Here is a 19,716-nt window from a genome sequence, read left to right on the forward strand (position 1 = left end):
GAGGATCCGTCGTAAAGCGGAAACGTTAGCAGACTAGATGACGCCCTGAGCCAGCATTGCGTTAGCGACCTTCTTGAAGCCTGCGATGTTGGCACCGAGCACGTAGTTACCCTCGTGATCGTACTCAGCGGCGGTGGTTTCGCAGTTCTTGAAGATGTTGGTCATGATGCGCTTCAGGCGCTCATCGGTGTAGGAGAAGGACCAGGAATCGCGGGTAGCGTTCTGCTGCATCTCCAGAGCGGAGGTAGCAACACCACCGGCATTGGCAGCCTTGCCCGGCGCAAAGTGGACACCGTTGGCCTTGAAGACCTCGATAGCCTCCGGGGTGGACGGCATGTTTGCGCCCTCAGCAACGAAGCGGCAGCCGTTGTCGACCAGCAGCTTGGCGGACTCGCCATTGAGCTCATTCTGAGTTGCACACGGCAGTGCGACATCAGCCTTGAGCTCCCAGATGTTGCCACCCTCGTGGAACTCAGCGCCCTCAGCCTCAGCGACGTACTCGGAGACGCGAGCACGACGAACTTCCTTGATTTCCTTCAGCAGCTCGACGTCGACACCGTTCGGGGTGGAGACGTAACCGGAAGAGTCAGAGAAACCGACGACGGTAGCGCCGAGCTCCTGAGCCTTCTTAATGGCGTAGATGGCGACGTTACCGGAACCGGAAACGATGACCTTGGCACCGTTGATGTCAGCACCGTTGGCCTTCATCATCTCTTCAGTGAAGTAGACACAGCCGTAACCGGTGGCCTCGGTACGAACCAGGGAACCGCCCCAGGTCAGGCCCTTACCGGTGAGAACGCCGGACTCGTGCTGGTTGGCCATACGGCGGTACTGACCGAACAGGTAGCCAATCTCGCGGCCGCCGACGCCGATGTCACCGGCCGGGACGTCACGGTACTCACCGATGTGGCGGTGCAGCTCAGTCATGAACGACTGGCAGAAGCGCATGATTTCTAGCTCGGACTTGCCCTTCGGATCAAAGTCGGAGCCACCCTTGCCGCCACCGATCGGCAGGCCGGTCAGGGAGTTCTTGAAGATCTGCTCGAAGCCCAGGAACTTAATGATGCCGAGGTTCACGCTCGGGTGGAAGCGCAGACCACCCTTGTACGGGCCCAGCACAGAGTTGAATTGAACACGGAAGCCACGGTTGACCTGGACCTTCCCCTGGTCATCGACCCACGGCACGCGGAAAATGATCTGACGCTCCGGCTCACACAGACGCTGAACCAAGCCGTAGTCACCGTAGTGTGGGTCCTTTTCCAGGACGACCTTCAGCGACTCCAGAACTTCTGCCACTGCCTGGTGGAACTCCGGCTCACCGGCGTTTCGGGTGAGAATCTGGTCATAGAGTCCCGAAACCTTCTGCTCGATATTCAAAATAAACCTCTCTGCGAAACCATTATGGCGCCCACGAAGAACAAACCGTCAGCGGTTGTAAACCACTTTCCGGTTGCCGTAACTCGGTGGCACAGGTTGTGTGCACAAGGACTGGGCAACTGTAGATATTGAAGCGGACATAATTATACAACGGCATATTGCTGGGAAAACTCGTAGCGATTCGCGCTACACCCGTTGGCCAAGCCAATCACTGACTCTGTGGAGGCTTACACTTTTCACGAATTAGGTAGGATATTACCTAAATACGGCAACATTCCAGGGATACGTCGCAACAGATTCGAGCATTTCGTCGAACTCACGCAGCACTGGGTCCGGGGGCAATTCTGCACGCGGAGTCAGTAGCTCAGAGAGGTCCATAGCGAGTTCATTGAGAGAACCGCCGTGCTGATCGAAGCTCAAGAGATAACGGAATACCTTCCTATCCCCCAACGGCTCCTTCGGGTTCTCACGCTCCCACTGCTCCACCAACTGCGCGTCCGTGTCCGCCGACGCCACCGAAACATCCACGTCACTAATTCGCCCGGCGCGGTCAAACTCACTCAACTTGGTACGAAATGCCTCGGCCAGCGCCTCCGATTCGGTCGGCTTCACCAGGCAGTGAAAAACAATCTTCGACATAACTTCACAGGCTAAGCCACGCGAGACGGCCAGACAATAGCTAACCGTCGTCAAGCCCTGTCCCCCTACGTTGGCGCGCCGACCGGCAGCAAAGACGTAGTGTTGGACTTATGCAGGCTTTCAGCAATCCCCTCATCACGCTTGCCGACGGCACGGTGAAGCAAGTCAATCCTTTTTCCGGTACCCAGGTATGGACAGTCCCAGGTCGTGGCAATCGGCCGTTGGGAATTAAGCACACGGATCCGCAGCCATTGAGCGAGGAGGATTTTGGATCCCGCGACTCCTTTGGCTGGAACAACCTGCTGCAAACCCCGCCGGAGAAGGCCCGCGTTGTCCTCGACGAATCGGTATTCGGCGGCTACAGCACGGTGACGGGAGTGCTGCCCGACCAGCTTTTCGACACCACTGCGGAGTTCCGCCGCGTGCCCAACCTGTTCGAGATCGTCTCCTATGACTATTGGTCGGAAAACTATGGCTTCGAGCCCGACCGCGAAACTCAGCAACGTATGGAGGCCTACCTCGATGACCCGAAGGGCCGCGAGCACGTGCTCAACATCATTCGCACGCGATACCGCGCCGCTGGACGCAGTGAAGAGGAAATCAACGCGCTTTCCGACGAGGAATTGCTGCGCCGCGCCCCAAGCTATTTCGCCGGCGGCCACGATGTGATTGTTGCCCGTCGCCACTTTGTCGACGCCGCTACCCACGATAACCAGCTGGCTTCTTCTGGCACATTGAGCGTTGCCGAGCACCGCGCACTCATTGCGTTTACCGTCGAGTCGATTGCTGACCTGTACCGACGGAACCGCTACGTGCGTTATGTGGCCGCTTTCCAAAACTGGCTGAAACCGGCAGGCGCAAGCTTCGATCACTTGCACAAGCAGCTTGTGGCCATCGATGAGCACGGCGAGCAGCTCAAGCGCGAAGTGCAGGCGGTGCGCAAGAACCCGAATATCTACAACGAATACGCAGTGGACTATGCGGCCCGCCACAACCTGGTTATTGCGGAAAACGAGCACGCGGTGGCTTTCGCAGGATTCGGACACCGCTACCCGACGCTGGAGATCTTCTCGAAGTCGGATGTCTGCGAACCGTGGCTGCAAACCCGGGCTGAGATAGACGCAATGTCGGACCTGATTCACGCATGTCATGCCGCTGCCGGGCCCACCATTCCGTGTAACGAGGAATGGCACCACCGCCCTGTCGATTTGGATGCCCGCATGCCGTGGCGCGTAATGATTAAGTGGCGCACCTCAAATTTGGCCGGTTTTGAAGGTGGCACCAAGATTTATCTGAACACCATCTCCCCATGGGATCTGCGCGACCGCGTTGTCCCGGAGATGTACCGTTTACGGGAGACCGGAAAGATTTCGGACAGCATTCACATTGCGACCGAGTGCCAGTGCCAGCCAAACTCGCTGAAGTACAACCCGCTCGTCGAAGACGGGTCGCGACTGTAGTTCTCTGGCACAGAGTAGAGAGGAGTTAGGAGTCTTAATCCAGGTGAGCAACAATGAAGCACGACTGAGCCGCATTCGCGACCTCATCGCCACTCATCGAGTGCCATTGGACAGGCAGTGGGAAATCTACCGTTACCTGCACCAGCACCCGGAGCTATCTCAGGCGGAGGAGAAAACTGCCGCGTATCTGGCCGGTGCTCTTCGCGACATGGGCACTTACACGGTGTATGAGGGAATCGGTGGTCACGGCCTCGTTGGTGTCATGGAAAATGGCCCCGGCCCTACCGTGCTGTTCCGCGCTGATATCGATGCGCTTCCGGTGTTCGAGGAAACCGGTGTGGACTTCGCTTCCTCTGCCACCGGTACCGCCCGCGATGGTTCTGCCACCGCCGTCATGCACGCCTGTGGCCATGACATGCACATGACGGCCGGTCTTGGTCTGGCTAGCCTGATGGCAGCAACTAAGTCTGAGTGGTCGGGTACTTTCATTGCCCTGTTCCAGCCCGCCGAGGAACTGGCCTGTGGTGCACAGGCTATGATTGACGACGGCCTGGCAGACCTCATCCCCACCCCAGATGTGTGCTTCGGCCAGCACATTGTTCCCGGCCCCGCAGGTCAGGTAATGACCATGCCCGGCCCGGCACTTGCTGGCTGTGACACCATTAGCATCACGCTGACAGGTCGCTCCGCACATGGATCTATGCCGCACAACGCCATTGACCCGACGTACTTGGCTGCCGCAATCGTTCTGCGCTTGCAAGGAATTGTGGGGCGCGAGATTCCTCCCCACGAGTTTGGTGTTTTGTCCGTCGGCACGCTGCAGTCCGGCAATTCGAATAACACAATCCCCGGTCAGGCCAAGATTGTGCTGAATATTCGCTACTACTCCAACGATGTGCGCGCGAAGCTCATTGCGGGCATTGAGCGCGTTGTTCGTGGCGAATGCCTGGCTTCCGGCACTGAGGTTGAGCCTGTGATTGAGTACTCCGATCACGGCGAAGTCACTGACAATGATCCGGAGGCGTTTGCCACGATTCGCCCGGTCATGGACGCTGTGCTCGGCGACGATTCCACCGATGCTGTGCCGTGGACCGCATCGGAGGACTTCTCAGACCTGCCGCGTGGACTGAACTGCCCATATGTCTACTGGACCGTTGGCGCCACACCTCGGGATACGTGGGAAGCCGCCGTTGCTGCCGACCGCGTGGTCGAAGACGTACCGTCGAATCACATGCCGACATTCCTGCCGGACTTCGAGCCGACGGCTACCTCCGCGACTTCTGCCGCCGCTGCCGCCGTACTGTCCTACTTGGCAAAGTAAGAGCTGCGTGCCGGCCGCTTGCCACCGCGCACAGCGCAAAGATCCCACCAAACAGCCCGACAGCCCAGGTCGAAAGGCTCTTACAAAAAGCCGGTAAGCCCCAAAAGGACTTACCGGCTTTTTCAAACGCGCCAGAGAGCTAGCGAGCGTCCTCGCCAATAACGTGGACGTGAATCATGTTGGTATTGCCCTCATTTCCTGGAGGGGTACCAGCAACAACGACCAGCGTGTCGCCAGCGTTGTAGTTTTCCATGGTCAAGAGCTGCTCATCGATGACCTGCATGATCTCATCCGTGCTGTTAACCTCGCGCACCAAGAAGGTCTCCGCACCCCACGTCAGCGCAAGCTGCGAACGAACCTGCTGATTCGGAGTGAATACCAGCAGCGGCAGGCGAGAGTGCAAGCGTGCCACACGGCGAGCGGTATCACCCGAGGTGGTGAAAGCAACCATAGCGCGGGCATTCAAGCGCTCACCGATATCGCGAGCTGCGTAGGAAATCACACCACGCTTCGTGCGAGGCATGTGGGTCAGCGCAGGAACTTCCCCCTCGCGCTCAGCGGCGGTGACGATGCGAGCCATGGTCTTAACCGTGGACTGCGGGTACTTACCAACCGAGGTCTCACCCGAGAGCATCACGGCATCTGCGCCATCGAGCACAGCGTTGGCCACGTCGGAGGCCTCCGCACGAGTCGGGCGCGAGTTCGAAATCATGGAGTCGAGCATCTGGGTGGCGACGATGACCGGCTTGGCGTTCTCGCGGGCAATCTGAATAGCGCGCTTCTGAACCAGCGGAACATCTTCCAACGGCACCTCAACACCAAGGTCACCACGGGCGACCATCACGGCATCGAAAGCCAGGATGATGGCCTCGAGAGACTCGACTGCCTCTGGCTTCTCCAGCTTGGCGATAATCGGGACACGACGGCCAACCTCATCCATGACCGCATGGACCAGTTCGACGTCGGAAGGCGAACGGACGAAGGACAGCGCGATGAAGTCGACTCCCAGCTTCAGAGCGAAGCGCAGGTCGGCGATATCCTTCTCCGACAGAGCCGGCACCGAGATGTTCATCCCCGGCAGGGAAACACCCTTGTTGTTCGAGACCGGACCGCCCTCGATGACACGGCACACCACATCGTTGCCATCTACCTCGATGCACTCCAGGCCCACCTTGCCATCGTCGACAAGCAGGCGATCGCCCGGACGGGCATCGTCAGCGAGATTCTTGTACGTGGTGGAGACGCGGTCGTGCGTGCCTTCGACATCGTCGACGGTGATGCGGACAATCTCGCCGTCAGCCCAATACGTCGAGCCTTCCTTAAAACGACCGAGGCGAATCTTTGGTCCCTGCAAGTCGGCGAGAATACCGACGGCATGTCCCGTAGCGTCGGATGCTTCACGCACCCAGTGGTAGTTCTGAGCGTGGTCCTCATGCTCACCGTGAGAGAAATTCAGGCGGGCAACATCCATGCCGGCGTTGACCAGCCCGGTAATCCCCTCCAGCGAAGCAACTGCTGGACCGAGGGTACATACAATCTTCGTTCGTCTAAGCACGGCCTCCAGCCTAGTCCCTTAACGGGCTATGCGTCAGTTGGAAGCACTGTGAGCTTCAGCAGCCTCGCGCTCTCCCCTGACTTCAGCTGCGGTTTCGCGGCTCTTGGCCCGCAGAATCCACAAAGCAATGACAGCGCAGAAAAAGACCACGAGCGACGTGATGTTATTAATACGCACACCGAATATCAGCGTTGCGTCATCGACGCGCATGAGTTCAATGAAGAAACGCCCCAAAGTGTAGGCCGCGACATAGAGCGCAAAGACGCGCCCGCCGCCCATCTTGAACTTTCGGTCCGCCCACACAATGACCAGACAGGCGAGGACGTTCCACACCATCTCGTAGAGAAACGTTGGATGCACCACGGCCAGCACTTCGCCTGTCGACGTTCCGGTGACAGGGGTAACCCGACCAAACTCATCAACTCGTTGGTAAATTTCCAGACCCCACGGAAGTGACGTTGGGCCACCGTAGAGTTCCTGGTTGAACCAATTGCCCAGACGCCCAATGGCCTGTCCAAGGATGATCGCGGGTGCGGCCGCGTCAAGAACTGGCGCAAACGGCACCTTTCGCCACTTAGCGACCGCCCACGCGGCCAGCACCCCCAGCGCCACCGCTCCCCAGATGCCGAGGCCACCATTGGTGATTTTCAGTGCATCGGCGGGATTGGCGCCGAGGCCGAAGTACTTCTCCCAGTCAGTGGCGACGTGGTAGAGACGGCCGCCGATAATGCCCGCAGGAATAACCGCAATGGCAATGTCGAGGACTAACTCCGGGTCTCCACCCCTGGCCGCGTAGCGGCGCTGCATCCAATAAATGCCGACGAGTACGCCAACCAAGATGGAAATCGCGTAACCACGCAGTGGTAGCGGTCCTAACTGCCACACCCCCTGCGGCGGAGAGGGAATGTTGGCCAGATACGTCGTTGCAGTTTCAGCGAGAACAAGGGTGGAACTCATAAATGCGCTAGCTCTCTCCTCGTACGCCCGCGGCGAGTTCACGGGCGAGCGTTACCAGGTCATCGGTGCTCTTCATCGCGGCCTTGATCAGTGCCGAGCCAACGATTACGCCATCCGCAAACTCGGCAATCTCCGCGGCCTGTGCCCCATTGGAGACACCCAAACCGACGCACACCGGTGTATCGGTGACCTCGCGCGTGCGGGCAACCAATTTGCCGGCGGCCGAGTCGACGCTAGCCTGGGCACCTGTGACACCCATGTGGCTGGTGGCGTAGACGAAGCCGGTCGACGCGGTGGCAGTTAGCTGCAGACGCTCGTTGGTCGATGACGGGGCCACCAACATGATGTTGGACAGACCATTGGCCTCAGCTGCACGCTGCCATTGGCCGGCCTCCTCGGGGATAAGATCCGGGATGATGGTGCCACGACCACCAGCGGCGGCCAAGTCCTTGGCGAAACGCTCCGGACCATACTGGAGAATCGGATTCCAGTAGCTCATGACCACACAGGTACCGCCGTGCTCGGTGACTTCGCGAACCACCCGCATAATCTCACGGGTACGGAAGCCCGCATCCAGAGCCACGTTGGCGGCATCCTGAATGGTTGGGCCATCCATCATCGGGTCGGAGAAAGGCAGGCCGACCTCGATGATGTCGGCGCCAGCGTCGACAATCGCCTTGATGTTCTCAATCGACTTATCGGTGGTCGGGAAACCCGCTGGGTAGTAGCCGATGAATGCTGCGCGGTTTTCCTCACGGACCTTGTCAAAGACGTCACTCAGACTCATTTAGGACTCCTCCATCAGATCAAACCACTTAGCAGCGGTGTCGACATCCTTGTCACCGCGACCGGAAACATTGACAATAATCAGCGGCTTACGGCCCAGCTCTTCATTCAGTTCACCGCTGATGAGTCGGGCGGCAGCCACCGCGTGTGCGGACTCGATAGCGGGCAGGATGCCCTCCATCCGAGTCAGGTCCTGGAATGCCTGCATCGCCTGGGTATCGGTCACCGGCAGGTAGGACGCGCGATCAATATCAGCCAGGTAAGAGTGCTCCGGGCCCACGCCCGGGTAATCCAGACCCGCGGAAATCGAATGAGACTCTGTAATCTGGCCGTCCTCGTTCTGCATCAGGGCGGCGAAGGAGCCCTGGAACACCCCCGGATTACCGGCGGCCGAAATCGGTGCTGCATGGCGACCGGTCTCAACACCGTCACCGCCAGCTTCAGCGCCAATCAGTCGAACCGATTCATCATCGATGAAGTGGTGGAACGCGCCGATCGCATTAGAACCGCCGCCGACACACGCCACGACAGCGTCGGGAAGCGAGCCGGTCTCCGCGAGGATCTGCTGGCGTGCCTCGGCGCTGATGATGCGCTGGAAGTCGCGCACCATTGTTGGGAACGGGTGCGGGCCGGCTGCAGTGCCGAAGCAGTAGTAGGTGTCATCGGCGTGTGAAACCCAAAAACGCATGGCCTCATTGATCGCGTCCTTGAGAGTCTTCGAACCAATCTCGACCTCGATAACCTCGGCACCAAGCAGGCGCATGCGGGCGATATTGAGGCGCTGGCGGATTGCGTCGACCTTGCCCATGTAGATACGGCAGTTAAGGCCGAGCAGCGCACAGGCAGTCGCGGTTGCGACACCGTGCTGGCCGGCACCGGTCTCGGCAATGATGTTCTTCTTGCCCATGCGCTTAGCAAGCAGAACCTGCCCCAAGACGTTATTAATCTTGTGGCTACCGGTGTGATTCAAATCCTCGCGCTTGAGCCAGACGTCAGCGCCGATATCAGCGGAGAACTTCTCCGCGTAGTACAGCGGCGAGGGACGTCCGACATAAGTACGCTGAAGCCGGTCGAGCTCATCGAGAAAATCCTGATCAACGCGGGCCTTCGCGTAGCCATCGGTGACCTCACCGATAACGGCCATCAGCGCCTCCGGCACAAACTGGCCGCCCCACTTACCCCAGTGCCCAATGGCATCTGATTCGTGGTTCGTTGTCTCCGCGATAACCTCACCCATCGTGGGCAGGCGGTCACCGCGGGCATCATGATTCTTGAAATCTTGGTCACTCACAGTTATCTATTGTGGACTATCCCCACCGGTTGCGGGGACATAAGGCCTAAGAAACTGTGGTGTGCCAGCACAACAGGTGTGACACGCAACCAAACTAGGCGCAGTTCGCAGCGCGGTACAGCTGCTTATCGCAACTGCGGTCTATCACTACTCGCTGCGGAGTGTCGGGTGGACACCGGCGGCAACGAGACGTCGGCAAGCCTCACCCGGCTTGCCCGCGGTAACCAGGCCCTCGCCCACCAGTACCGCGTCGGCGCCGTGGGAGGCGTAGTAGCGCAGTTCCTCCGGCCCCTTGACACCGGACTCTGCCACCTTCACAACATGATCCGGCAACATCGGCGCAAGGCGTTCGTACACGGAGAGATCCACGTCGAGGGTCTTTAGATTGCGGGCGTTGATGCCGAGGATCTTGGCACCAGCGGCCTCGGCACGCTCGACCTCTTCTTCGGTGTGCGCCTCAACCAGAGCGTTCATGCCAAGCGACTCGGTGCGATCCAGCAGGGATTCCAGCGTCGGCTGATCCAAAGCGGAGCACATCAGCAGCACCAGGTCGGCACCGTGTGCGCGGGCCTCATGGACCTGGTACGGAGTGACGATGAAATCCTTGCGCAGCACTGGAATGTTGACCGCGCGGCGCACGGCATCGAGGTCGGCGAGCGAACCGCGGAAGCGGCGCTCCTCAGTCAGACAGGAAATGACAGCCGCGCCACCCTGCTCGTACTCTGCCGCCAAGACCTCCGGCGAAGGGATGTCAGCCAGCTCTCCCTTCGACGGAGAGGCACGCTTGACCTCTGCAATCACCTGCACCCCGGGCTTAGCCAGTGCCGCCACGGCATCAATCGGCGACGGCGCCTTCAGCGAGAGCTCCTTGATTTCACCGTAGGAAATCTTGGCTTCCCGAGCAGCGAGATCTTCCCGCACGCCCTCAATAATCTTGTCCAGAACGTTAGCCACGGCCTTACTCCTTATCCAGATCCGTAGGATCTACACCGGCATCCAAAGCATCCCACAGAACTCGACCCGACTGTGGGTCTTCCTCCAGGTCCTCGGCGATACGCTGACGGCGTACCTCCGGGGTCTCATACGCGCTGGACTTCTGCTTCTTCACAGTACCCGGTCGACGCACCAACAATACCGCCCCGACCAGCGCCAATGCGCAGCACAGCAAGGCCAGGGATGGCCCCATCGCATGCACTTCAATCGCTGAGATCTGCGCCCAGTCTGCCACAGTCACCGCATCACTGGCGCGCTGTGAGGCGCTTCCCGACGTCAACAAATCCAGTGCCCGCTGGGAATCCACCCCGTCTTCTCCGCTGGCAAGCAGAGTCATCGGAGTCCACGACGCCGCAACTGCGAGCAGCGCCGCGAGGCCACCGACAATACGGCGCCCCAGTGAGCCCAAAATGGTGGTGGCAAACAGTGCAGCCACCATTGCCAGCGCAATCGACGTCAACTCTGGAGCCCAGACTGCGCCCACCAAATCTGTGGTCGCTGGACCGGACTTGTCATCAACAGTATCGACCGTCAGCCACGCACTACGGCTGCACAACCACATTCCCGCTGCGGCCACACCAATGAGGCCACCGGAGAGCATCGTTGTCGACTTCATCGAAAACCTAGCTCCTTTCCGCTGGGACTAGTGTCTCAGCTGCCGCGACAGCTCGCAGCACGGCCGCGGCCTTGTTGCGGGTCTCCTCATCCTCTGCCACCGGGTCAGAGTCACTGACAATTCCGCCGCCAGCCTGAACATAGACCGTATCGCCCTTCTTCACACCTGTGCGGATGGCAATTGCCTGATCGGTATTGCCCCGGAAGTCAAAGTATCCAACAGTGCCGCCGTAAACACCCCGACGCGTGTCTTCGAACTTGTCGATGATGCTCAGCGCGGAAGGCTTCGGCGCACCCGACAGCGTTCCCGCTGGGAAGGTGGCCGCGAACGCGTCGACGGCAGTGGCGTCGCTGGAAAGCTCGCCGGTGACCGTAGAGACCAGATGCATAACGTGACTGTAGCGCTCAATATGACGGAAGTCGTGCACAACTACACTGCCCGGGCGGCAGACACGTCCGAGGTCATTGCGGCCAAGATCAACGAGCATCAGATGCTCACTATTTTCCTTCTCGTCTGCCAGCAAATCAGCTTCCAGCGCATTGTCCTGCTCCACCGTGGCACCGCGCGGACGTGTGCCCGCGATGGGATTGGTGATGACCTCACTGCCCTGAACTGCCACGAGTGATTCCGGGGAGGAACCGACAATTTGAAAAGCGGTAGCGGAGAAGTCCTTGGTTGGAACGTTGACCAGGAACATGTAGGGCGACGGATTGGAAACCCGCAGGATGCGGTAGATATCAAAAGCTGACGCCTGCGTGTCCATCTCGAACCGCTGCGAGAGCACAATCTGGAACGCATCACCAGCTCGGATGTGGTCCTTACAACGCTCAATACGATCCATGTGGTCGTCGGCGGCGCGCTGGCGACGAATCACCGGCTCTGGGAAGCTAATTTCCGCCGGACGCAGATCAGAAGGCTCTGACAACCGCTCCACCATCGCATTGACACGGTCACAGGCGGTGTCATACGCCTGGTCAATCCGCTCATCCGAGCCGTCCCAGTTGACAGCATTGGAAATCAGCCACAGCACGCCCTCGTGGTGGTCAAAAGCAGCCAGATCCTCCACCAGCAGCTGCATGAGCTCCGGAATCTGCAAATCATTGTCAGTGGTATCCGGCAGCTGTGGCTCGATGTAGCGGACAATGTCATGCCCGAAGTAGCCAACGAGACCAGAGGTGAGCTTGGGTACCGAGGCATCGTCGGCAAGCGGAAGCTCCGTGTGCAGCAGCTCCAGCGTGCGACGCAGAGCATCCAACGGATTTCCGCCCTCTGGCGCACCCGACGGCGCATTACCAATCCAGGTTGCCTCCCCCGCATCATCCACCGTCAGCGCAGCACGACTGCCGCAACCGATAAATGACCAGCGCGACCACGACTGCCCCACATCGGAGGACTCCAGCAAGAAAGTGCCGGGACGATCGGCCGCGAGCTTGCGGTAGGCCGACAGCGCCGTTTCGCCGTCCGCCAAAACCTTGCGAACCACGGGCACGACCCGATGGTGTGCAGCCAGTTCACGAAAGCGCTCACGCGTGGTCATGGTGATACGAGTCATAGCCGCTATTGTGCCACGCACCCCGGATTGCACATCACTTAACCCCGGACTTCACCGGAGGTGGGCGCGCTTGACGACGAAATCCCCACCTCGGCAACCCGGATCGACTGATTAGCCCTCGAACACGGGATGCACGTCAAAGCAGCTATGCGAGCCAGTGTGGCATGCCGCGCCGTCCTGCACTACCTGCATCAGCACGGTATCGCCATCACAGTCCAACGCCAGCGATGTCACGGTCTGGAAATGGCCACTAGTAAGCCCCTTAATCCAGTACTCGGACCGGGAGCGCGACCAGTAAGTGCCGCGCTTGGTAGCGATGGTGTACGCCAGCGCGTGGGAATCCATCCATGCCATCATGAGCACGCGACCAGTGGATTCTTCCTGCACAATGGCCGGAATCAAGCCGTCAGCGTTGAACTTGGCGATGTTCGCGATATCTGCTGGGAGCGTGTACTCACGCGGATCGTCTCCGGCGCCGTGAGCTGCAGCGCCCGGGGCTAGACCAGTCACTGGCGCACCTCGATCCCCTCGCGGGCCATCTCTTCCTTAACCTCAGCAATGCTGACCTCGCCGAAGTGGAAAATGGATGCGGCCAAAACCGCGTTGGCACCGGCGCGCACTGCCGGGGGGAAGTGCTCTGCCTTGCCCGCACCGCCAGAGGCGATCACCGGGACGTCGACGGCAGCGCGGACTCTCTCCAGCAGCTCCAGGTCGAAGCCATCCTTGGTGCCGTCGCCATCCATGGAGTTCAGCAGAATCTCGCCGACCCCGAGCTCCTCGCCACGGCGTGCCCACTCGACGGCGTCAATCCCGGCCGAGCGTGAACCACCGTGCGTCGTCACCTCGAAGCCCGACGGCTGCGGCGTGCCTCCCTCGGGAACGCGGCGGGCATCCACCGACAGGACGACACACTGCGCACCGAAGCGGCGCGACAGCTCGCTGAGCAGTTCTGGACGTGCGATCGCAGCGGTATTGACACTGACCTTGTCAGCTCCGGCGCGGAGCAGCTGATCGACATCCTCGACGCTGCGCACGCCACCGCCGACCGTCAGCGGAATGAAGACCTCACTTGCGGTGCGACGCACCACGTCGAGCATGGTGCCACGGCCATCCTTGGAAGCCGTGACGTCCAGGAAGGTCAGCTCATCAGCGCCCTCCTCACCATAGCGGCGGGCCAGCTCCACCGGATCGCCGGCATCACGGAGATTCTCAAAGTTGACCCCCTTGACGACCCTCCCATCGTTGACATCCAGGCAAGGAATCACGCGTACTGCCAGAGACATAGTTTTTAAGTTCTCCTCGTGTTAGCTCAAAGTTGTGGCTCGACGGTTTGCGCAACCACCCAGCTCAGGGGCGTCGCCCACGGTTTAGCTCCGGAAAGTCTCCGGACGACCCAGTTGGTCAATAATCGACCGCAGCGTGGCATGAACATCTCGAGTTCCCGCCAGCACGCCTACGGAATCATGCCGCCAGGGATTGCCCGCCAAGTCTGTGACCACGCCACCAGCTTCGGAAATCTGCAGTACACCAGCTGCGTTATCCCACACATGCGGTGAGAAAGTCACCGTGCCACCGAATGCCCCCATCGCGGTGGAGCCCAAGTCCACGCCGACAGAGCCAGTAATTCGAATCGTTGGATAGCGCTCGCCCACCTTTGACAGCAGCAGTTGGCGCCACTTGCGCGGGAGTGTACCGTCGGTACTCGCAATGACGGAGCCGAAGGCAATCGAAACCGGGCGGCCGGCCTCGGCATCGATGTTGACGCGACGGCCGTTGACGAACGTTCCGCCACCTTTAGCTGCGGTGATACGACGGCGCAGCAGAGGCATGGAGGTAATTCCAACCACCGGCTCCCCCTCATGCATGAGCGTGAGCAGCATGGCACACAGCGGAAAGCCGTTGGAATAGTTTGTGGTGCCGTCAATCGGATCGATGACCCAGGCGGTATGTTCCTCGGGAACCTTGCCACCGAATTCCTCGCCGTAGACGGGCAGGCCGGAATACTGCGTGAGGAGCTGGCGCAGACGACGCTCAATTTCCAGGTCGGTCTCCGTCGCGAAATCTCCGCGCGGCTTCATGACAACCGGGTCCGCGCCCACCTGCTGCGTGAACAGGCCTTCGACCTCATCGAGCGCCGCTTCAGCAATAGCGAGCATCGCCCGCGGTTCCAGGGCATCCATACTTTCTAAATCCTTCATCCGCCGTCTCAGCCGGGGTGCCGTTTGCTCGTTAACGCTTTCGCTTGACGACGTCTCCCCGGCCCGGCCACGAAAGTGTTCTCTTTAGCCGCGAGCTACTGCCAGGGCCTCTTCCAGGGTGAAACGCCCTGCGTAGAGCGCCTTACCCACAATTGCGGAGTCAACGCCCTCATCGACCAGTGTGGCAATAGCTGCAATGTCGTCCAGGCTGCTGACACCGCCAGAAGCGACGATTGGAGCATCGGTAGCAGCGGCGACCTCGCGCAGCAGTTCCACATTCGGCCCCTGCAGGGTGCCGTCCTTGGAGACGTCAGTCACCACGAAACGGGATGCACCCTGAGCATCCAGGCGCTCCAGCACCTCCCAGAGGTCACCGCCGTCGGAGACCCAGCCGCGGCCGCGCAGGCGCCACTGCCCCTCTTCGTTAAGAACATCCAGACCAATGGCTACACGGTCGCCGTAGTTGGCGATAACCTCGCGGCACCACTCCGGATTCTCCAGTGCGGCGGTGCCAATATTGACGCGGGCACAGCCGGTGGCCAGCGCAGCCTCGAGCGAAGCGTTGTCACGGATACCGCCGGAGAGCTCCACCTTCACGTCGAGCTTGCCCACCACGTCGGCAAGCAGGTCGTAGTTCGAACCGCGACCGAACGCGGCATCGAGGTCGACCAGGTGGATCCACTCAGCGCCTGCGTTCTGCCAATTCATGGCAGCTTCCAGCGGTGCACCATAGGAAGTCTCGGTTCCAGCAGCACCCTGAACAAGGCGCACAGCCTGGCCATCGGCTACGTCTACAGCGGGCAGCAGGGTCAAACTCATGGGGGCTCTACTCTCTTCGACTTTTGGGCGTTGTGGCGATTGTCACAACGATGCTTGTTGCTAGTTATCTCAGTATAGGTGGTCTAGGTGGCGAAACTCCGTCACCTACCAGGTAGTGCGGTTAGGGCAGATACTACCGATTGGGCAACTACAGCGTGTCCACCCAGTTCTGCAGCAGCTTCAACCCTGCTTCACCAGACTTCTCAGGGTGGAACTGCGTGGCCCACAGCGGACCGTTTTCCACGGCTGCGATAAACCGATCGGATTCGTGGGCAGACCACGTCACCAGCGGCGGAGCGATGCGAGAATCCGTATTAAGGTCCCACTTGCGCACACCGTAGGAGTGGACGAAGTAAAAACGCTGATCTTCCAGTCCCTTAAACATCTTTGAGCCTTCCGGTACTTCAACCGTGTTCCAGCCCATGTGCGGCAGAATCGACGCCTCGAGACGCTCGACAGTACCGGGCCATTCACCACAACCCGGGGTGCCGGTGACAGCTGCGGATGCGTCGGTCTCCGCTGCGTGGATGCCGTCGGCGTACTCGACGCCGCGGTCAAAGAGCACCTGCATACCGACGCAGATTCCCATCACTGGTCGACCACCTGCGAGTCGAGAGCCGATCAGGCGCGGCCCTTGTACTCGATGCAAACCCTCCATGCATGCGGCATAGGCGCCGACGCCGGGAACGAGCAGACCATCGGCCTCCATCACGGTCTTCGGATCGGCGGTCACAATAACCTCGGCACCCGTGGTGGCCACAGCGCGCTCAGCTGAACGCAAATTACCGGAGCCGTAATCAAGGATGGCAACGGTCGGGGTCTTCGTCGAAGGTGAGACTTGTTCCATAGTTGGACATTTTAAGGCGCTGGGAATCGATGTTTGCCACTTACCCCAAGAAAACTGCCTGGATAGGCAGAAGCACTGGTATACAACTACCGAATACTTTGGTAAACTCAAGGTTAACAACAGGTTAACTAAGTTATTGATTTATCCCTAATACCCCTGATTACTTTTTCACAGAGAGGCTCCGACGCCATGACTACCGCATCCGTTCTTAGTAAATCATTTGCCATTGTCCGCGAGGACCTTCACCGGCTCTACGGTGCAGCCTGCGATGCTGCGACCATCGATTCCATCCTCGACGATGTCATTGCAGAGCTGTCCAACTCTGCGAAGGTGACTAACTTCCTCCCCGTCCTCGCCGAACGCGAGGCCACCGAACGCATCAAGGCCGCGAGCGGATGCAAGGACTTCGCCCCGCGCCAAGAGATTCTCTTTGCCGATAGTCGCGGTTCCGGCCGTAGCCAGATTGCCACTGCCCTGGCCTACCACCTGGTTGGTGACGAAGTCTTTATCCGCACTATCGGCCTCAATCCAGAGGATGGCCTGAACCCTCGCGTCGTCGCGGCTCTTCACGACCGTGGCGTGGACACCTCACGCCTCACCCAAAAGGCGATTACTCCCCGCGTTTCCCACCGCGCCGATGTTGTCGTGCTCATGGGCATCGACGAGACACCAGCAGTCCCCGGCGACCGCTACGTGGAATGGGATGTCGCAGATCCGGACAGTCTCACAGACGATGAGCTGCAGTCGCTTATCGACGATATCGAAACCCGCCTGCGGGCTCTCTTCACCGAGATGGACGTCGCCGTCGCATAAACAGGCACGGCTGACCCCACACCGGGGGTTGCATCTAATAACCAAAAGAGTGGCTGCGCAAGAACTTGCGCAGCCACTCTTTTTCAAACGTCTCTTTGTATGTAGTTACTTCTTCTTGCGGTCCCGAACCGTCAAACGCGTCACTGCATTCTTTGCCGGGCGGGCAACACGCACAGCGGCCTCCGGCGTACGACGCTTCACGGCATCCCCCAGACGACGCAGCGTAGCGCGGGTGTTCTGGTACTCCGCCACGCGGTGCTTTCCGATGATTCGGTCGAGCACCGCACCAATGAGGCCAACTGCCAGCAGAGCTGCCGCAAAGGCAAAGACAGCCGGGTACGGACGGAGTGCAGCCGCGGCTACGGCTCCCAGAACGAACGAGCCGATACCAGTGCCCGAGTCAAAGGACATGTTCCAGAAGGCACTGGCCTCAGCAGTACGGTCACGCGGCAGGCGGGCAAACATCAGCAGCAGAGCCTCATTTTGCACTATGCCGAAGCCCGCGCCGTAGAAAACGGCCGCAACCAGCAGCAGCCAGGCCGACAAATCAAAGAGAACCACGCCGGACATCATCAGCAGACCAATAAAACCACTGATCAATGCCGGAATCAGCAGAATTCCAGCCTCCGACTTCCGGTCGGCGTAGATTCCTGCGAAATAACGGAACACCATCTGCGCGCCACCGAGAACAGACAGCGACAGGCCAGCCACAACCGCACCGGAGACCAGATCGATTTCGCGAGCTGCCGGGGCAAGGAATGCGGAAATACCACCAAAGCCCATCGCAATCGTGCAAATTGCGAGCGCGGGAATGGCCACCAGCTTCCATGTGGCAACGTGCTCAACGGGGCTCGGCTGAGTTGCTGCAGATCCGGGCACAGGATCGCCGACGTCTTCCTTGCCGCCCTTGCCCTCCTTCGGCGCTGGCTTAATCTTCGGGATAAAGAGTGCCATCAACGAACCGACAAGCGAGATGACGGCGCCCAAGACATAAACAGGGGTGTAAGAACCCGTCTTGTCCGCAATGATTAGTCCTAGTGGCAAGAAAATGAGCTCAGATAAACCAACTGCCACACCGAGAACGCCAGAGGCCTTACCCAGAAATTTCATTGGCACTAGCTCGGCAATCAATGCGGACTCGGCGACAGTCAACGCACCGAAGCCCATACCGCGGAGAACCGCAATGATGAGCACCAAAGCAGCATCGGTGCCAAAGATGTGCAGAATCGTCGGCAAGCCCAGAAACAGACCTGAAATCAGCATGGTCATGCCGTAGCCAAGACGGCGACACATACGTGGAGTCTGCGTCTGTGTGAGAACGGTAGCGGCCATAAAAACACCGGTGTAGGCACCGGCGAGCGAGGTTCCACCGCCATCGTCAAGAATTGCCTGCGGAATGACAGGCATGAGGAGTGACCAGCCACCGAAGGCGGCCATCACGGCGACTAGCGTAGGTACTAGTCCGGGCGCTTTCCACATGCTGTCCAGTTCGTCCAACTGCCTGCGGTCCATCACCCGGGACGCCATTTACTCCATCACTCCTATCAACCACAAAATTGCGCCGGCGAGCGCGATCACAGATAAGAGACCAAGGACAATTGTTCCGACCCTCGATCCGGATTTATAGAGTGACCATGTTCCGCCCACCAGCAGACCAGCGACAATGAACAAAAAATAAGTGCTCAGCGTCGATGCGGTAGACACCTGCGCTAAAAGCACGTCTACAGACGTTGTTACCATCGATTCCCCTAAAATGCCAGCTAAGGCGGATTTTCCGGTTTCCTACAGTGGCCGTCTACTTCAGCTGCGACCTACAGAGTGCCCTTGGTCGACGGCACACCGTGGACGCGCGGGTCGTCCTCGACGGCAGCACGCAGGGCACGGGCCACAGCCTTGTACTCAGCCTCGGTGATGTGGTGCGGATCGCGCCCGTAGAGACAGCGAACATGCAGCGCAATACGGGCATTTAGGGCGAAGGACTCAAAGAAATGCTCGTTGATAACCGTTGCGTAGTGACCACCAATGACGGCAGTCAACATCTGCTCTGGTTCGCCAGTGCCAACGAAGTACGGGCGACCAGACACATCAACCACTGCGTGTGCCAGCGTTTCATCCATCGGGATATAGCAGTCACCAAAGCGACGAATACCAGACTTGTCCCCCAACGCCTGGGCGAAGGCCTGCCCCATCACAATGCCGGTATCCTCCACCGTGTGGTGCGCATCGACCTCGGTGTCGCCGTTGGCGTGCACAGTCAGGTCGAAGCTGCCGTGGGAGCCGAAAGCGGTCAACATGTGGTCGAAGAACGGCAGACCGGTCGAAATATCGGTCTTGCCGGTGCCATCGAGATTCACCGAGCAGACGATGCTCGATTCGCGGGTGGCGCGCTCGACACGGCCAACGCGCTCAGTGCGCTCTGCCTCCAGATGGTCCTTATCACTGAAGTGCATAAGTCAGATCTCTCCTTGTAGTGGGATGTACCGGCAGCATTT

Annotated in this window: 19 protein-coding genes; 3 read left to right on the forward strand and 16 right to left on the reverse strand. The window is 59.6% G+C overall.

What is annotated here, in order from left to right; translation table 11 throughout:
- Positions 1-33: 33 nt before the first annotated feature.
- Together gdhA and HMPREF2751_RS04770 are read right to left on the reverse strand one after the other, a co-directional pair.
- Positions 34-1,377 carry an NADP-specific glutamate dehydrogenase gene (gdhA, locus tag HMPREF2751_RS04765; protein WP_016422934.1) on the reverse strand — a complete coding sequence of 448 codons (1,344 nt, stop codon included), beginning with the start codon at positions 1,375-1,377 and terminating at the stop codon, positions 34-36.
- Between the two features lie 255 nt (positions 1,378-1,632).
- Entirely contained in the window at positions 1,633-2,016 is a 384-nt protein-coding gene (locus HMPREF2751_RS04770; RefSeq protein ID WP_042388759.1) for a hypothetical protein, read from the reverse strand.
- Between the two features lie 110 nt (positions 2,017-2,126).
- Between HMPREF2751_RS04770 and HMPREF2751_RS04775 the strand changes: the two genes are divergently transcribed.
- Both HMPREF2751_RS04775 and HMPREF2751_RS04780 read left to right on the forward strand, forming a co-directional pair.
- On the forward strand, positions 2,127-3,476 hold the full coding sequence (locus tag HMPREF2751_RS04775) for a DUF4921 family protein (RefSeq protein WP_070429591.1): 1,350 nt from the start codon (positions 2,127-2,129) through the stop codon (positions 3,474-3,476).
- 43 nt (positions 3,477-3,519) lie between these two features.
- Positions 3,520-4,797 (forward strand): amidohydrolase, encoded by a 1,278-nt coding sequence (locus tag HMPREF2751_RS04780; protein ID WP_049193967.1) that lies wholly within the window; start codon positions 3,520-3,522, stop codon positions 4,795-4,797.
- Between the two features lie 139 nt (positions 4,798-4,936).
- Here HMPREF2751_RS04780 and pyk read toward each other — a convergent pair whose 3' ends face one another.
- The 12 genes from pyk to hisH form a co-directional block, all read right to left on the reverse strand.
- Positions 4,937-6,352: a pyruvate kinase gene (gene pyk, locus HMPREF2751_RS04785; protein ID WP_016422938.1), complete on the reverse strand. Its 1,416-nt coding sequence runs from the start codon at positions 6,350-6,352 to the stop codon at positions 4,937-4,939.
- Between the two features lie 33 nt (positions 6,353-6,385).
- A complete protein-coding gene (lgt, locus tag HMPREF2751_RS04790) occupies positions 6,386-7,309 on the reverse strand; it encodes a prolipoprotein diacylglyceryl transferase (RefSeq protein ID WP_070595586.1) in 924 nt (307 codons plus the stop codon).
- A 7-nt stretch (positions 7,310-7,316) separates the two neighbouring features.
- Entirely contained in the window at positions 7,317-8,096 is a 780-nt protein-coding gene (trpA, locus tag HMPREF2751_RS04795; protein WP_049193968.1) for a tryptophan synthase subunit alpha, read from the reverse strand.
- Complete coding sequence (gene trpB / locus HMPREF2751_RS04800) at positions 8,097-9,386, reverse strand: tryptophan synthase subunit beta (protein ID WP_080985634.1); 1,290 nt, start codon at positions 9,384-9,386, stop codon at positions 8,097-8,099.
- 147 nt (positions 9,387-9,533) lie between these two features.
- Positions 9,534-10,340, reverse strand: a complete 807-nt coding sequence (gene trpC / locus HMPREF2751_RS04805) for an indole-3-glycerol phosphate synthase TrpC (protein ID WP_016422942.1) — start codon at positions 10,338-10,340, stop codon at positions 9,534-9,536.
- 4 nt (positions 10,341-10,344) lie between these two features.
- Positions 10,345-10,995, reverse strand: a complete 651-nt coding sequence (locus HMPREF2751_RS04810; protein WP_049182100.1) for a TIGR02234 family membrane protein — start codon at positions 10,993-10,995, stop codon at positions 10,345-10,347.
- 7 nt (positions 10,996-11,002) lie between these two features.
- Positions 11,003-12,547: an anthranilate synthase component I gene (locus HMPREF2751_RS04815; protein WP_049193970.1), complete on the reverse strand. Its 1,545-nt coding sequence runs from the start codon at positions 12,545-12,547 to the stop codon at positions 11,003-11,005.
- Between the two features lie 111 nt (positions 12,548-12,658).
- Complete coding sequence (gene hisI, locus HMPREF2751_RS04820) at positions 12,659-13,057, reverse strand: phosphoribosyl-AMP cyclohydrolase (protein ID WP_048734633.1); 399 nt, start codon at positions 13,055-13,057, stop codon at positions 12,659-12,661.
- The gene (hisF, locus tag HMPREF2751_RS04825) at positions 13,054-13,830 is read right to left on the reverse strand and encodes an imidazole glycerol phosphate synthase subunit HisF (RefSeq protein WP_016422945.1); all 777 of its coding nucleotides are present in this window, start codon (positions 13,828-13,830) and stop codon (positions 13,054-13,056) included. The genes hisI and hisF overlap by 4 nt, the downstream gene beginning before the upstream one ends.
- 84 nt (positions 13,831-13,914) lie before the next feature.
- Positions 13,915-14,727, reverse strand: coding sequence for an inositol monophosphatase family protein (locus HMPREF2751_RS04830; RefSeq protein ID WP_005510274.1), 813 nt, complete (start codon positions 14,725-14,727; stop codon positions 13,915-13,917).
- A 102-nt stretch (positions 14,728-14,829) separates the two neighbouring features.
- On the reverse strand, positions 14,830-15,564 hold the full coding sequence (gene priA, locus HMPREF2751_RS04835; RefSeq protein WP_016422946.1) for a bifunctional 1-(5-phosphoribosyl)-5-((5-phosphoribosylamino)methylideneamino)imidazole-4-carboxamide isomerase/phosphoribosylanthranilate isomerase PriA: 735 nt from the start codon (positions 15,562-15,564) through the stop codon (positions 14,830-14,832).
- Between the two features lie 148 nt (positions 15,565-15,712).
- A complete protein-coding gene (hisH, locus tag HMPREF2751_RS04840) occupies positions 15,713-16,411 on the reverse strand; it encodes an imidazole glycerol phosphate synthase subunit HisH (RefSeq protein WP_016422947.1) in 699 nt (232 codons plus the stop codon).
- Between the two features lie 189 nt (positions 16,412-16,600).
- On the opposite strand from hisH, the gene HMPREF2751_RS04845 reads away from it, so the two are divergent.
- Complete coding sequence (locus tag HMPREF2751_RS04845; RefSeq protein WP_016422948.1) at positions 16,601-17,224, forward strand: arsenate-mycothiol transferase ArsC; 624 nt, start codon at positions 16,601-16,603, stop codon at positions 17,222-17,224.
- 105 nt (positions 17,225-17,329) lie between these two features.
- Here the strand turns inward: HMPREF2751_RS04845 and HMPREF2751_RS04850 are convergent, their stop codons facing one another.
- Positions 17,330-18,751: an MFS transporter gene (locus tag HMPREF2751_RS04850; protein ID WP_016422949.1), complete on the reverse strand. Its 1,422-nt coding sequence runs from the start codon at positions 18,749-18,751 to the stop codon at positions 17,330-17,332.
- Positions 18,752-19,035: 284 nt separating this feature from the next.
- Positions 19,036-19,674 (reverse strand): imidazoleglycerol-phosphate dehydratase HisB, encoded by a 639-nt coding sequence (hisB, locus tag HMPREF2751_RS04860; RefSeq protein ID WP_005510321.1) that lies wholly within the window; start codon positions 19,672-19,674, stop codon positions 19,036-19,038.
- Positions 19,675-19,716: the final 42 nt, after the last annotated feature.

The sequence above is a fragment of the Corynebacterium sp. HMSC063G05 genome (genome assembly GCF_001810555.1).
Lineage (GTDB): Bacteria > Actinomycetota > Actinomycetes > Mycobacteriales > Mycobacteriaceae > Corynebacterium > Corynebacterium jeikeium_D.

Bases quoted from the DNA above. Each gene is read 5' to 3' on its own strand.
- HMPREF2751_RS04770 (WP_042388759.1), bottom strand. From the start codon at position 2,016: ATGTCGAAGATTGTTTTTCACTGCCTGGTGAAGCCGACCGAATCGGAG.
- HMPREF2751_RS04775 (WP_070429591.1), top strand. From the start codon at position 2,127: ATGCAGGCTTTCAGCAATCCCCTCATCACGCTTGCCGACGGCACGGTG.
- lgt (WP_070595586.1), bottom strand. From the start codon at position 7,309: ATGAGTTCCACCCTTGTTCTCGCTGAAACTGCAACGACGTATCTGGCC.
- trpA (WP_049193968.1), bottom strand. From the start codon at position 8,096: ATGAGTCTGAGTGACGTCTTTGACAAGGTCCGTGAGGAAAACCGCGCA.
- HMPREF2751_RS04810 (WP_049182100.1), bottom strand. From the start codon at position 10,995: ATGAAGTCGACAACGATGCTCTCCGGTGGCCTCATTGGTGTGGCCGCA.
- HMPREF2751_RS04815 (WP_049193970.1), bottom strand. From the start codon at position 12,547: ATGACTCGTATCACCATGACCACGCGTGAGCGCTTTCGTGAACTGGCT.
- hisF (WP_016422945.1), bottom strand. From the start codon at position 13,830: ATGTCTCTGGCAGTACGCGTGATTCCTTGCCTGGATGTCAACGATGGG.
- HMPREF2751_RS04830 (WP_005510274.1), bottom strand. From the start codon at position 14,727: ATGGATGCCCTGGAACCGCGGGCGATGCTCGCTATTGCTGAAGCGGCG.
- priA (WP_016422946.1), bottom strand. From the start codon at position 15,564: ATGAGTTTGACCCTGCTGCCCGCTGTAGACGTAGCCGATGGCCAGGCT.
- hisH (WP_016422947.1), bottom strand. From the start codon at position 16,411: ATGGAACAAGTCTCACCTTCGACGAAGACCCCGACCGTTGCCATCCTT.
- HMPREF2751_RS04845 (WP_016422948.1), top strand. From the start codon at position 16,601: ATGACTACCGCATCCGTTCTTAGTAAATCATTTGCCATTGTCCGCGAG.
- HMPREF2751_RS04850 (WP_016422949.1), bottom strand. From the start codon at position 18,751: ATGGCGTCCCGGGTGATGGACCGCAGGCAGTTGGACGAACTGGACAGC.
- hisB (WP_005510321.1), bottom strand. From the start codon at position 19,674: ATGCACTTCAGTGATAAGGACCATCTGGAGGCAGAGCGCACTGAGCGC.